This is a genomic window from Rhodopseudomonas sp. WA056, from assembly GCF_010906995.1.
Lineage (GTDB): Bacteria > Pseudomonadota > Alphaproteobacteria > Rhizobiales > Xanthobacteraceae > Rhodopseudomonas > Rhodopseudomonas palustris_G.
On sequence record NZ_QPFS01000010.1, the window covers coordinates 52,225 to 65,203 of the forward strand.

The following is a 12,979-nucleotide window of genomic DNA, read 5'->3' on the forward strand; positions in this document are numbered from 1 at the left end:
TGTCATTGTCAATCAGATAATATACCAACCGACCGGTATCTTTTGAGCGGTTGCGGCGAGGCTGGGGAGCCCTGCGGCCGCGCCGAGCAAAGGTGATGACCGTGACGACGAAGACGATTGCCGCTCTCCGGGCCGCTTGCGCGTTTGGCATGTTGGTGGGCCTGGCCGGCTGCGGCGAAGACAAGCAGGCCGGCGCAGCGGAGAAGCAAGCGCCGCCGGTCGTGGTGAGCGTGGTGACGGTCGCGCCGGAAACGCTGCGCATCGTCAGCGATCTGCCGGGCCGGATCGCGCCGACGCGGATTGCGGAAGTGCGTCCGCGGGTCTCGGGCATCATCATCGAGCGGGTGTTTCAACAAGGTACCATCGTCAAGCAGGGCGATGTGCTGTACCGGCTCGACCCGGCGCCGTTCCAGGTTCGCGTCGCCAGCGCCAAGGCGGCGCTGCAGCGTGCCGTGGCGACGCGCACGCTGGCGGCCCAGCAGGCCGAGCGCCAGACCCGGCTGAGGGATCGCGACGTCACCACCGGCCAGCTCTACGACAAGGCGGTCGCCGAACTGGCCCAGGCCGAGGCGGATGAGGCCTCCGCACGCGCCGGCCTGCAGACCGCCGAGCTCGATCTGCAATACACCGAAGTCCGTGCGCCGATCACCGGCCGCATCGGCCGCGCGCTGATCACCGAAGGCGCGCTGTTCACCGTCGGCGGCAGCGAGAGCCTGGCGACGATCCAGCAGCTCGATCCGGTCTATGCCGACTTCACTCAGTCGGCCAACGAGATGCTGGCGCTCAAGCATGCCGCGCAGCGCACCGCAAAGCCCGGCGACGCAATCGAAGCCGAGGTCCGCTTGCGGTTCGACAATGGTACCAACTACGCGCATCGCGGCCGGTTGCTGTTCTCCGAAGCCTCGGTCGACGCGACCACCGGGCAGGTGACGCTGCGCGGCGAGTTTCCCAACCCGGACGGCGATCTGCTGCCCGGCATGTACGTCCGGGTGCAACTGGTGCAGGGCGAGGAGGCCGGTGTGCTGGCCGTGCCGGACCGTGCGTTGCGCCGCGATCCCGGCGGGCAGGCGCAGCTCTACGTGGTCACCGCCGATCGCAGGGCGGAGTTGCGGCCGGTGACACCGACGCGCCTGGTCGATGGCCGCTGGATCATCGCCAGCGGGTTGAAGGCCGGCGATGCGGTGATCGTGCAGGGCTTCCAGGCGCTGTCGCCGGGGGCCTCGGTCGATCCTAAGCCGTGGTCCGGGATCGCGGCGGCCGGCACGGCCAGCGCCTCGCGCGCGAAGTGAGGCCCGGCGATCATGCCTGATTTCTTCATCTCGCGGCCGGTGTTCGCCTGGGTCGTCGCCATCTTCATCATGATCGCCGGCGCGCTGGCGATTCCGTTTCTGCCGGTCGCGCAATATCCGAACATCGCGCCTGCGAAGATCTCGGTCACCGCCAACTATCCGGGCGCTTCGTCGGAGGAGATCTATCAGGGCGTCGTCCGGCTGATCGAGGATCAGCTCGCCGGCATTCCCGGCCTGATGTACTTCGAGTCGACCACCGACGCGACCGGCCAGATCTCGATCGAGGTCTCGTTCCAGCCCGGCACCTCGCTGGCGCAGGCCACGGTGGACGTGCAGAACCGCATCCGGCGTGTCGAGTCGCGGCTGCCGAGCGCGGTGACGCAGCGCGGCATCCTGGTCGACGAAGCCTCCAGCACCTTCCTGATGTTCATCTCGGTGCAGACCACCGACGGTTCGCTCGATAGCATCGCGGTCGGCGACTACATCACGCGCAATATCATCAGCGAGATCCGGCGGGTCGAAGGCGTCGGCAAGGCGCAGTTGTTCGGCACCCAGCGGTCGATGCGGGTCTGGATCGATCCGGACAAGCTGTTCGGCGTCGGATTGACCGTCAGCGACGTCTCGGCGGCGATCGCGGCGCAGAACGCGCAGGTCGCGGCCGGGCGGATCGGCGCGACGCCCAATCCGGTGTCGCAGGAGGTCACCGCGCCGGTGCTGGTCAAGGGCCAGCTCGGCACGCCGGAGGAATTCGGCGGCATCGTGCTGCGTGCCAATCGCGACGGTTCGTCGGTGCGGCTGCGCGACGTCGCCCGGGTCGAGGTCGGCGGCGAGGACTACAATTCGGAGAGCCGGCTGAACGGTCAGCCCGCGGCTTCGATCGGCGTCCAGTTGTCGGCGACCGCCAATGCGCTCGCCACCTCCAGGGCCGTCACCGCCAAGATGAAGGAACTCGCGCAGTATTTCCCGAAAGGGATGACCTACGAGATTCCTTACGACACCACGCCGTTCATCAAGGCGTCGATCGAGAAGGTGCTGTACACGCTCGCCGAAGCGGTCGCGTTGGTGTTCGTGGTGATGTTCCTGTTCCTGCAGAACATCCGCTACACCCTGATCCCGACCCTGGTGGTGCCGATCGCGCTGCTCGGCACCTGCGCGGTGATGTTCGCCACCGGCTTCTCGATCAACGTGCTGACGATGTTCGCGATGGTGCTGGCGATCGGCATCCTGGTCGACGACGCCATCGTCGTGGTCGAGAACGTCGAGCGCCTGATGGCGACCGAAGGGCTGTCGCCGCGGCAGGCGACCATCAAGGCGATGAGGCAGATCAAGGGCGCGATCGTCGGCATCACGCTGGTGCTGACCGCGGTGTTCCTGCCGATGGCGTTCTTCCCCGGCGCGGTCGGTATCATCTATCGGCAGTTCAGTCTGACGATGGTGGTGTCGATCCTGTTCTCGAGCTTCCTGGCGCTGACCCTGACGCCGGCGTTGTGCGCCACCTTCCTGAAGCCGGTGCCGGACGATCACCACGAGAAGGCCGGCTTCTTCGGCTGGTTCAACCGCAGCTTCACGCGCATCGCCGGCCGCTACCGTAACGGCGTCCGCTGGGCCACGGGGCGGACCGGGCGGCTGATGGTGGTGTATCTGGCGCTGCTGGCCGGCCTCGGCTGGGCTTACTTGCGGCTGCCCGCGGCGTTCCTGCCGACCGAGGATCAGGGTTATCTGATCGTCGACATGCAGGCGCCGACCGAAGCGACCCAGACCCGCGCGATGACGTCGATCGAACAGGCCGAACGCGTCTTCCTCGCCGATCCGAGCGTGTCCCAGGTGTTCACCGTCGCAGGCTTCAGCTTCTCCGGCAATTCGCAGAGTGCCGCGGTGGCCTTCGTGACGCTGAAAGACTGGAGCGAACGCGGCCATGATAGCGCCGCGATGATCGCCCAGCGCGCCAATGTCGAACTGGCGAAGATCGGCGATGCCGCCGTCATGGCATTCGAGCCGCCACCGATCGACGGTCTCGGCAACTTCACCGGCTTCACCTTCCGCCTGCAGGATCGCGGCAGCCGCGGCAATGCGGCGCTGGATGATGCCGCGACGCGTCTGACCGCGGCCGGCGCCGCCAGTCCGGTGCTGGCCGGTGTCCGGGTCGAGGGCCTGGCCAATTCCGCCCAGCTCCATCTGGTGATCGACCGTGAGAAGGCGAACGCGCTCGGCGTGTCGTTCGCCGATATCAACGCCACCATCACCGGCAGCCTCGGCTCGGCCTACGTCAACGACTTCCCCAACGCCGGCCGGATGCAGCGCGTCACCATCCAGGCGCAGGACGATCGCCGGATGCACGCGGACGATCTGCTCAAGCTGAATGTCCGCAATGCCGCAGGCGGCATGGTGCCGCTGTCGGCGTTCGCGCGGACCGAATGGTCGAAGGGACCGATTCAGGTGATCGGCTTCAACGGCTATCCGTCGGTGCGCTTCGCCGGCGACGCCGCGCCCGGGCATTCCTCGGGCGAAGCGATCGCCGAGATGGAACGGCTGGCGAAACAATTGCCGCGCGGCTTCGGCTTCGAATGGGCCGGGCAGTCGCTGCAGGAGATCCAGTCCGGCAATCAGGCGCCGTTCCTGCTCGGCCTCAGCGTGCTGTTCGTGTTCCTGCTGCTGGCGGCGCTGTACGAGAGCTGGTCGATCCCGCTGTCGGTGATGCTGGTGGTGCCGCTCGGCATCATCGGCGCGCTGCTCGCGGTGATGCTGCGCGACATGCCGAACGACATCTACTTCAAGGTCGGCCTGATCGCGATCATCGGTTTGTCCGCCAAGAACGCGATCCTGATCGTCGAATTCGCCAAGGATCTCCATGCCGATGGCAAGCCGCTGCGCGAGGCGGCGATCGAGGCGGCCGGCATCCGCTTCCGTCCGATCATCATGACCTCGCTCGCGTTCATTCTCGGCGTCACGCCCCTGGCGTTCGCCAGCGGTGTCAGCGCCGGCAGCCAGAACGCGATCGGCACCGGTGTGTTCGGCGGCATGCTGTCCGCCACCGTGCTGGCGGTGCTGTTCGTGCCGGTGTTCTACGTCTTCGTGCTGCAGAAAGTGGAACGGCGGAAGAAGGCTGACGGCAAGGGCGCGACAGGCGAGGGCGAGCTGCCGTCGACGACGGTCGTGCGGTCATAGGTGCTGTCGGCTGCTCGTCAGGCCCGGCCATGGCGGAAGTCACTCAGCGACCAGTTCACGTTCGGCGACGCCTGCACTGCTTCAAAACGACCGCGGCCTCCGTCCGGAGGGAGAGCCGGAGGAGGCCGCGTTGGAACACCTGACCGCGCCTAGGTTCGCGGCCGGGTGTGGGAGCTCGTTGTCGGGGTTCGACGATCAGAACGGCAGCAGCACGTCCATCACCTGCTGGCCGTAGCGCGGCTGTTGCACGTCGGTGATCTGGCCGCGACCGCCATAGGCGATGCGGGCCTGCGCGATCTTGCTGCTGTCGATGATGTTGTCGCTCTGGATGTCCTCGGGCCGCACGATGCCGGCGACGATCAGTTCGCGGATCTCGAAATTGACCCGGATTTCCTGCTTGCCCTCGACCACCAGATTGCCGTTCGGCAGCACCTGCGTCACCACCGCGGCGACCGTGGTCTGCAACGCTTCCTGACGCTGCACCGAGCCCTTGCCGTCGGTCGAGGAGGTCGAGTCCGTCGTCAGTATGCGGCCGGGAAGTACCGCGGTGGCGGTATTGGTGATCGTCTTGCTGCCGATGAAATCGGTGACGCCTGAGTCTTCCTTGCTGGATCGGCTGCGCTGGGTCTGGTTGGCGATGTTGGCCTTGTCGGTGAAGTTCACCGTCACGGTGAGAATGTCGCCGACCTTGGCGGCGCGCTGGTCCTTGAAGAACGCGCGGCTGCCGTTCCGCCACAGCGAATTGGCGTTGTAGGACGCCACCTCGGGTTTTGGCATCGGCATCTGCACCGGCTTGTAGCCGGGCTGTGTGGTCGGGTTCTCGATCGGAGTGAGCGCCGGCCGTTCGCCGATCGCGGCGAGACGATCGATCGAGGAGCACCCCCCGGCGAGTCCGCCGGTCGCCATCAGGGCGGCGACCAGAACGATGCGTTGAAACGGCACTGACTTGGACATGAACGTTACTCGGGTTTCGCTGCGCTGGCGATGATGCGCGGGGAGACGGCGGTGATCGAGACCTGGCCGCGTCCGATCACCGTGCCGGCGATGGTGCGCTTGGATTGCAGGTTGAGGACGTTGACGACGTCGCCCTCGGCGCCGGTTTCGAGCGCCTTGCCGCGTGCCGTGAGATAGATGCCCGCGGTGCGATAGATCAGCGTGACGCTCTGATCGCGCGTCACCAGATCCGGCTTGGCGAGATCGGCGTTGCGCAGGATCTGGCCGCTGCGCAGCGGCTGCCGCGCCTGCATGCCGATCGCGCCATCGCGCGAGGCGGCATCGGAGGCGACCTCGCTCTTCGGCCGGCGTTCGGTCGCGATGTCGGACGTTTTGATCACTTCATTGCGCTGCACCGGGCGGGTCAGCACCGTGGCGACGACGGTTTCGATCGCGGTGCCGGTGAGCCGCAGCCGCTCCGGCGCCGCGCCGCTCCCGCCGGCGATCTCGTAGCTGACGTCGAACCGACCGCTGCGCAGGTCGAAACGCTCGCTGACGAGTTGCAGCTTGCCGGAATAGCTCGCCGGCAGCGTCTTGGTTTCGATGTCGCGATCGAAATTCACCGTCAGGTCTTCGGCCTCGCCGAGACCGTGGCGCTGCTGCAGCGTCTGAATCAATTGCTGCTCGATCTCCTTGGCCGGCAGCGTGCGGGCGAGCCGGGTCACCGTGACTTCGGAGATGTCGCGGGTGTCGACGCCGATCACCTGGTGGGCGCGCAGCGCGGCCAGCACCGTCGCGGTCGGCAGCGCGCCGGTGGTGCCGAGGTCCGGCGAGCGATAGATCGCGATGTTGGCCGCGGTGCCTGCGTTCTCGATCACGTCGCCGATCCGCACCAGTTCGCCGGTGACTTCGACATGCGGGCGCAGCACCGGCGATTTCAGCACGTCGCTGGGGCGCGCGCCGTCGTCGGGCTGGGCGGACGGCGCGGCGGCCTGGCCGGCGGCGCCGCCCGCAGCCGCGGCGATCAGTGTCGTGGCGAGAAGGAGCGTGCGGATCATCAGTCGCCTCCCTCAGCGGAACATGTTGGCGGTGGATTGCAGCATCTGGTCGGCGGCGCTGACGACCTTGGCGTTCATCTCGTAGGCGCGCTGCGCCGAGATCAGGTCGGAGATTTCCGTCACCACTTCGACGTTGGCCTGCTCCAGCGTCTTCTGCATGATGTCGCCGAGGCCGTCGGCGGTGGCGATGCCGTCCTGCGGGGTGCCCGACGCCGGCGTTTCGACGAACAGGTTGTCGCCCTGCGGCTGCAGGCCGGCCTTGTTGATGAAGCGCGTCAGGCCGATCTGGCCGAGTACGGTCGGGGTGGTCGAGCCGGAGATCGTCACCGAGACTTGGCCGTTGGTGGCGACGGTGATGCTGGTCGCGCCGTTCGGGATGGTGATGGTGGGCTGCACCGGGTTGCCGCCGGCGGTGACGATGCGGCCGGTGTTGTCGGTGGTGAACGAGCCGTCGCGGGTGTAGGCGAAGGTGCCGTCCGGCATCTGGATCTTGAAGAAGCCTTCGCCGCGCACCGCCATGTCGAGGTCGTTGCCGGTCGGCGACAGCGTGCCCTGGGTCATCAGCCGCGGCGTGCCGACGGTCTTGACGCCGCCGCCGATGTCGACGCCGACCGGCAGGATCGTGCCCTGGTCCGATGCCTGCGCGCCGACGCGGCGGACGTGATCGTAGATCAGATCCTGGAACTGCGCCGTCTGCTTCTTGAAGCCGGTGGTCCGCATGTTGGCGATGTTGTTGGAGATCACCTGAACGTTGAGCTCCTGGGCCGCCATCCCGGTCGCCGCGGTGTAGAGTGCACGCATCGTCGGTCTCCGTTAGGCCGGCACTTCGCCGAGTTTCTCGATCGCGGCTTTGCGCAGCTCGCTCTGCTGCTGCAGCATCGCCGAGATCTGGGTGTAGGTGCGGGTGACCTCGATCATCCGGGTCATTTCCAGCACCGAGTTGACGTTCGACTTCTCGACGTAGCCCTGGCGCAGCATCGACTTGATGTCCGGCGTGCCCTGATCCGACGTCGGCGCGAACAGATTGCCGCCCTGTTTCATCAGGGTCTGCGGCCGGTCGAACGACACCACCCGCAGCTTGCCGCGCAGCGAGTCGATGATCGAGGTGCCTTCCAGCACGCTGACGCGGCCGTCCGGCGAGATCGAGAGCTCCTTGTCGGTCGGCTGGATCACGATCGGACCGCCGGTGCCGAGCACCGGAAAGCCGGAGCTGTTCACGAGTTGGCCCTGGGCGTTGATCTTCAGCGACCCGTCCCGGGTGAAGCGCTCGCCCTGCGGCGTCTGCACCACCAGAAAGCCCGGGCCGTCGATCGCGATGTCGAGCGGGTTCTTGGTCTGCTGCAAGGAACCGGTCGACAGATCGTGATAGGTGGCGCGGTCCTGCACGAAGCTGACGCGCCGATCCGGCCGCGCGAAATTGTCCTCGTGCGCGCCGGTGTTCAGAAATTCCTGAAACATCGACCGCTCGGCCTTGAAGCCGTTGGTGCTGATGTTGGCGAGGTTGTTCGCGACGACATCCATCTGTCGTTCGAGCACGACCTGCCGTGACAGTCCGACGAGAAGTGCATTCTCCATCGGTGGTTCTCCCTTGAATGATCCGCCGCCAAGCCCTCCCAGACCGTCGGCGCATCGTGCGAACCCCAGGTGCTCTCCCAAGCGCGGGGCTCGACGGAGATCTAGCGAAGACCGTGCCAGTTCAAAAAATGACGATATTTCAGTTGTTTGGCCGTTTCTGTGGGCGCGGCAGGGCGGCAATAAAGGTCTTGTTGACCATACCGGCCGGCAAATTCTTCCTAGCCGCGGCCGCCGTGGAAAGGTTCCGTTAACCATTGCGCCATAGCGTCGTCTGATCAGAGCCTTGGGCGCTGGCGGCGTTAGTCTCGCGTTTACGGTTCGCCTCGGCCGCGGCTCGCTTTTGCAACACACGGGCGATTCGGCCGATGGCGGACCCAGAGAAACCGGATGAAGGCGCAGCGGCCGAAGGCGCAGCGCCGAAGAGCAAGAAGAAGCTCATCATCATCGGCGCCGCCGCAGCCCTGGTGCTGATCGGCGGCGGCGGTGGCGCATGGTTCTTTCTGTCTGCCGGTCACCATAAAGAGGCGGAACACGCCGAAGCCGCCAAGGCGGTCAAGCCGCCGAGCTTCATCGAGGTGCCGGAGATCATGGTCAACCTGGCCGGCACGCCGGGTGAACGGGTGCAGTATCTCAAGGCCAAGGTCGTGCTCGAGGTGAAGGACGAGAAGCTGGTCGAGCAGATCAAGCCCAACATGCCGCGCATCACCGACCTGTTTCAGACCTATTTGCGCGAGCTGCGTTCGGGCGACCTCAACGGTTCGGTCGGGATGTTTCGGATGAAGGAGGAGCTGACGCGCCGGGTCAACATGGCGATCGCGCCCTCGCAGGTGACGGCCGTGTTGTTCAAGGAAGTGCTGGTGCAGTGAGCTGACCATGGCGGGCCAGGACCAACTCGACCAGGACGCAATTGCCGCCCAATGGGAAGCCTCCATGGCGTCGGAGGATCCCGAGGCCGCGGCGAAGGCGGCAGCGGAGAACGAACTCACCGGGACGATGGCGGAGCAATGGGCCGCCATGGTCGAGGACGGCGGCCGCGATCTCGGCGGCAGCAAGAACGGCGGCGAGCGGGTGCTGTCGCAGGAGGAGATCGACAATCTCCTCGGCTTCAGCGTCGGCGAGGTGCATCTCGACGAGAACTCCGGCATCCGGGCGATCATCGACTCGGCGATGGTCTCCTACGAGCGTCTGCCGATGCTCGAAATCGTGTTCGACCGCCTGGTGCGGTTGATGACGACGAGCTTGCGCAATTTCACCTCCGACAACGTCGAAGTCTCGCTCGATCGCATCACCTCGGTGCGTTTCGGCGACTACATGAACTCGATTCCGCTGCCGGCGGTGCTGTGCGTGTTCAAGGCCGAGGAGTGGCAGAACTTCGGGCTCGCCACCGTCGATTCCAGCCTGATCTATTCGATGATCGACGTGCTGCTGGGCGGCCGCCGCGGTCAGGCCGCGCTGCGGATCGAGGGACGTCCCTACACCACGATCGAAACCAACCTGGTGAAGCGGCTGCTCGAGGTCGTGCTCGCCGACGCCGAGCAGGCGTTCCGGCCGCTGTCGCCGGTGTCGTTCTCGATCGACCGGCTCGAGACCAATCCGCGCTTCGCCGCGATCAGCCGGCCGGCCAACGCCGCGATCCTGGTCCGTCTGCACATCGACATGGAAGACCGCGGCGGCAACATCGAGCTGCTGCTGCCCTACGCCACGATCGAGCCGATCCGCGGCGTGCTGATGCAGATGTTCATGGGCGAGAAATTCGGCCGTGATCAGGTCTGGGAAGGCCACCTCGCCACCGAGATCGTGCAGGCCGACATTTCGGTCGACGCGGTGCTGTACGAAGCCGAACTGCCACTGCGGCAATTGATGGCGCTGCAGGTCGGCGACACCCTGCCGCTGGAATTGCGCGCCGACGCCACCGTGGCGGTGCGCTGCGGCAGCGTGGTGCTCACCGAAGGCCGGATGGGCCGGGTCGGAGACCGCGTCGCCATTCGCGTCACCAAGCCGTTGCGCAGGCCGCTCACCACCTACGCGATGTTCGAGCGCACCGACGAGCAGAGCAAAATGATGGAGGCACAATGAGCCACACCTTCGCAATCGTGATCGAAAGTCTGGTCGCCGTGCTGCTGCTCGTCACCATCGGCTATTGCTGGATGCTCAACAAGCGCCTGCTGCGCCTGAAGGCGGACGAAGCCTCGTTGAAGGCGACGATCGGCGAGTTGATCACCGTCACCGAGATCGCCGAGCGCGCAATCGGCGGTCTCAAGCTCACCGTCCGTGAGGTCAACGAGAATCTCGGCCGCGACATCGCCGCCGCCTCCGCGCTGTCCGATCAATTGAAGAAGCAGCTCGGCGAAGGCGACAACGTGCTGCGGCGGCTGTCGAAGATCGTTGCGGCGGCGCGGCCGGCGGGCGACCTGCCGGCGGTGTCGGCGGCGCAGGCCAACGCGGCGGCGGCGCAGGCGTTCGCGGAGCGCAGGCGACACGACGGCTTGGCTGCATGAACGCATTCCGGGATATCCGCATCCTGCCGGTGGTGTTGGTCGCGATCTTCGGCCTCGCGGTGCTGAAGATCGCCGGACTGGCGCTCGATGGCGGCTACGTGTTCGACTACGACCCGAACGCGACCAAGCCGTCATGGGCCCAGGACAACCTGAACTTCCCCGGCCGGAAGCAGATCGATCCCGACATCACCGGCTCGGTGCCCAGCGAGCCGAAAAAGGAAGAGCCCAAGCCCGCCGTCGCGGCCCCGGAGCAGACCAAGCCGGCCGAGGCCGAGCCGGAAACGCCGCCGATTTCCGCCTCGGAACGCGCCATCCTGGAGCGCCTGCAGGCGCGTCGCCAGGAGCTCGAGGCGCGCGCCCGAGAAGTCGAAATCCGCGAGAGCCTGCTCAAGGCCGCGGAGAAGCGGATCGAGGCCAAGGTCCAGGAGATGAAGGAGACCGAGGGACAGATCGGCAAGGCCAGCGAAGAGAAGTCCGAGGCGGAGACGGCGCGCTTCAAGGGCATCGTCACGATGTACGAGTCGATGAAGCCGAAGGACGCCGCGAAGATCTTCGATCGTCTGGAAATGCCGGTGCTGATCGAGATCGCTACCCAGATCGCGCCGCGCAAGATGTCCGACATCCTCGGGCTGATGACGGCGGAAGCCGCCGAGAAGCTCACCGTCGAAATGGCGCGCCGCGCCACCGGCAAGGCGGCGGTGGCCGCATCGGTTCAGGTGTTGCCGAAGATCGAAGGCCGGCCGGCGCCGCGGCAGTGATCGGCGCGGTGGACTACCCGCTGATCCGCGTCAGCAATGCCTTGAAGCCGAGCGATGGGGCTTCTGCCGCCATGCCTTCCACCTGCGCGTAGTCGCCGATCGTCGAGCCGTGGAAGTCCACCCGTACCTCGTCGATCCCGAACACCGACTGAATCGTCGGATCGCCGGTGTGCCTGCGCGCCGTGACGGTACCGTGGATCGACTGGCCGTTCTGTTCGTAGGCGCCGATATAGGCGAACGCCGAACTGCCGCCGTGCAGCCGGCCGTCGGATGCGAAGATCACGCCGACGGCTTTGCGGCGCGGCGTTTCGAACTCGACTTTATAAAGTCCCTTCAGCAGCATGGTGGTGGTCAGCTTGCCAGTGAGGTCTGTGAGCGCGCCGCGTCGGCGGGCAGTGCCGGTTCGATCGTTTGCGATGGTTCGTCGTCAGGACGCGTCAGGGCGACCGGTGGCGGCGTGGCGGGACGGGCATCGCGATCACAATCGCTCGTGAGGATGGTTCGGGCGTTCGTGCTCGCCGCGGGAGTCGATGCTACCAAAAACGTGTTTATGTCGACAATCTAAATCTTAGATTGTGTTGACGGTGGCCTGGTGCCGCAGCCGGGCCGCAATGGCTGCGGCCGCCGATGGTTAAACCACCGTTAACGGCTTTTGTGCCCTAGTGGGGCAGGCTGCGGTTCTGTGCGCTTCCGCCGCGCCCACGCGCATGCGCGAAGCGCATCATCATGGACGGCGGCGAGACTGCCGAGGGCCGGCAGACGACAGGGTCGTTGACCGAAAGACACGACGGATGGCGCGGATGGCTGCCGCTGGAGTTTGGTCGCAGGCGCTGGTCGGGCGCGTCGCAAGGCTCTGCCTTGCGCTCGCGCTGCTGATCGCTGCCGGGCTGAGCGCGCAGCCGGCCGCAGCACAGGTGCGCGGCGAAGCCAGCTTCGAAACCAAGGGCGGCTATGGCCGGCTGCTGATCAAGCTCGCCGAAGACGTCGAGTCCGACGTCGCCACCGCCGGACTGATCGTGGTGATCCGTTTCAAGCGCCCGGTCGACATTCCGGTCGACAAGCTCGCCGACTCGGCGCCGGGTTACATCGGTTCGGCGCGGGCTGATCCGGACGGCTATGCGATCCGCATGGCGATGACGCGCAAGCTCACCGTCAACGCGATGGCCGCGGGTGAGCGGCTGTTCGTCGATCTGCTGCCCGAAAGCTGGACCGGTGCGCCGCCGGGGCTGCCGGCGGACGTCGTCAAGGAGCTGGCCGAGCGGGCGCGCGCCGCCGAGCGGGCGTTGCGGGCGCAGCGTGCCACGGCCGAGCTGAAGAAGCGGCCGCCGAGCCGGGTGCGGACCTCGGTGCAGCCGACCTTCGTCCGCTACGTGTTCGAGGTGCCGCAGGACGTGCGGGTGGCATCGACCCTCACCGACCGCAAGCTCTCGGTGCAGTTCAACACGCCGCTGACTTTCGATCTCGCCGATGCGCAGCTTGCATCGCCGCCGAGCGTCGCCTCGATCGCGCAGAAGATCGATGGCGAGAATTCGACCGTGGATTTCGCGCTGATCGGCGGCGCCGACGTGCATTCGTTCCGCGAGGAGAAGAACTTCATCATCGATGTCGGGTTTCAGCCGTCGACCGCCGATGCGCCGCAAACCATGGGACCGTCGGCGCTGAAGCTGCCGGAGCTCGTGCCGTTCGATCCGAGATTGCTGCAG

The 12,979-nt window shown here is 66.3% G+C and carries 11 protein-coding genes and 1 pseudogene; 7 read left to right on the forward strand and 5 right to left on the reverse strand.

All coding sequences use genetic code 11. From position 1 onward, the window contains the following. Positions 1-95: 95 nt before the first annotated feature. Positions 96-1,289: an efflux RND transporter periplasmic adaptor subunit gene (locus tag DU475_RS04100; protein WP_164630841.1), complete on the forward strand. Its 1,194-nt coding sequence runs from the start codon at positions 96-98 to the stop codon at positions 1,287-1,289. Positions 1,290-1,301: 12 nt separating this feature from the next. Next, the gene (locus DU475_RS04105) at positions 1,302-4,454 is read left to right on the forward strand and encodes a multidrug efflux RND transporter permease subunit (protein ID WP_164630842.1); all 3,153 of its coding nucleotides are present in this window, start codon (positions 1,302-1,304) and stop codon (positions 4,452-4,454) included. A gap of 195 nt (positions 4,455-4,649) precedes the next feature. Here the strand turns inward: DU475_RS04105 and flgH are convergent, their stop codons facing one another. Genes flgH through flgF form a run of 4 tightly spaced genes read right to left on the reverse strand, consistent with a single transcriptional unit; the run spans position 4,650 to position 8,020 of the window. Further along, positions 4,650-5,408, reverse strand: a complete 759-nt coding sequence (gene flgH, locus DU475_RS04110; RefSeq protein WP_164630844.1) for a flagellar basal body L-ring protein FlgH — start codon at positions 5,406-5,408, stop codon at positions 4,650-4,652. A gap of 5 nt (positions 5,409-5,413) precedes the next feature. Continuing rightward, positions 5,414-6,445 (reverse strand): flagellar basal body P-ring formation chaperone FlgA, encoded by a 1,032-nt coding sequence (gene flgA, locus DU475_RS04115; protein ID WP_047309228.1) that lies wholly within the window; start codon positions 6,443-6,445, stop codon positions 5,414-5,416. Positions 6,446-6,457: 12 nt separating this feature from the next. Next, positions 6,458-7,246: a flagellar basal-body rod protein FlgG gene (gene flgG / locus DU475_RS04120; RefSeq protein WP_013501224.1), complete on the reverse strand. Its 789-nt coding sequence runs from the start codon at positions 7,244-7,246 to the stop codon at positions 6,458-6,460. Between the two features lie 12 nt (positions 7,247-7,258). Then, complete coding sequence (gene flgF, locus DU475_RS04125; RefSeq protein WP_164630846.1) at positions 7,259-8,020, reverse strand: flagellar basal-body rod protein FlgF; 762 nt, start codon at positions 8,018-8,020, stop codon at positions 7,259-7,261. 365 nt (positions 8,021-8,385) lie between these two features. Between flgF and fliL the strand changes: the two genes are divergently transcribed. Genes fliL through DU475_RS04145 form a run of 4 tightly spaced genes read left to right on the forward strand, consistent with a single transcriptional unit; the run spans position 8,386 to position 11,276 of the window. Then, positions 8,386-8,886: a flagellar basal body-associated protein FliL gene (gene fliL, locus DU475_RS04130; RefSeq protein ID WP_013501226.1), complete on the forward strand. Its 501-nt coding sequence runs from the start codon at positions 8,386-8,388 to the stop codon at positions 8,884-8,886. Positions 8,887-8,893: 7 nt separating this feature from the next. Further along, on the forward strand, positions 8,894-10,096 hold the full coding sequence (fliM, locus tag DU475_RS04135; protein ID WP_013501227.1) for a flagellar motor switch protein FliM: 1,203 nt from the start codon (positions 8,894-8,896) through the stop codon (positions 10,094-10,096). Beyond that, on the forward strand, positions 10,093-10,518 hold the full coding sequence (locus DU475_RS04140; RefSeq protein WP_013501228.1) for a DUF6468 domain-containing protein: 426 nt from the start codon (positions 10,093-10,095) through the stop codon (positions 10,516-10,518). The genes fliM and DU475_RS04140 overlap by 4 nt, the downstream gene beginning before the upstream one ends. Beyond that, complete coding sequence (locus tag DU475_RS04145; RefSeq protein WP_047309229.1) at positions 10,515-11,276, forward strand: MotE family protein; 762 nt, start codon at positions 10,515-10,517, stop codon at positions 11,274-11,276. Before DU475_RS04140 ends, DU475_RS04145 begins: the two co-directional genes overlap by 4 nt. Positions 11,277-11,289: 13 nt before the next feature. On the opposite strand, the gene DU475_RS04150 is transcribed toward DU475_RS04145, so the two are convergent. Next, positions 11,290-11,619: a hypothetical protein gene (locus DU475_RS04150; protein WP_013501230.1), complete on the reverse strand. Its 330-nt coding sequence runs from the start codon at positions 11,617-11,619 to the stop codon at positions 11,290-11,292. Between the two features lie 448 nt (positions 11,620-12,067). On the opposite strand from DU475_RS04150, the pseudogene DU475_RS04155 reads away from it, so the two are divergent. Continuing rightward, positions 12,068-12,979 (forward strand): annotated as a pseudogene (locus tag DU475_RS04155) (tetratricopeptide repeat protein); the annotation flags it as partial.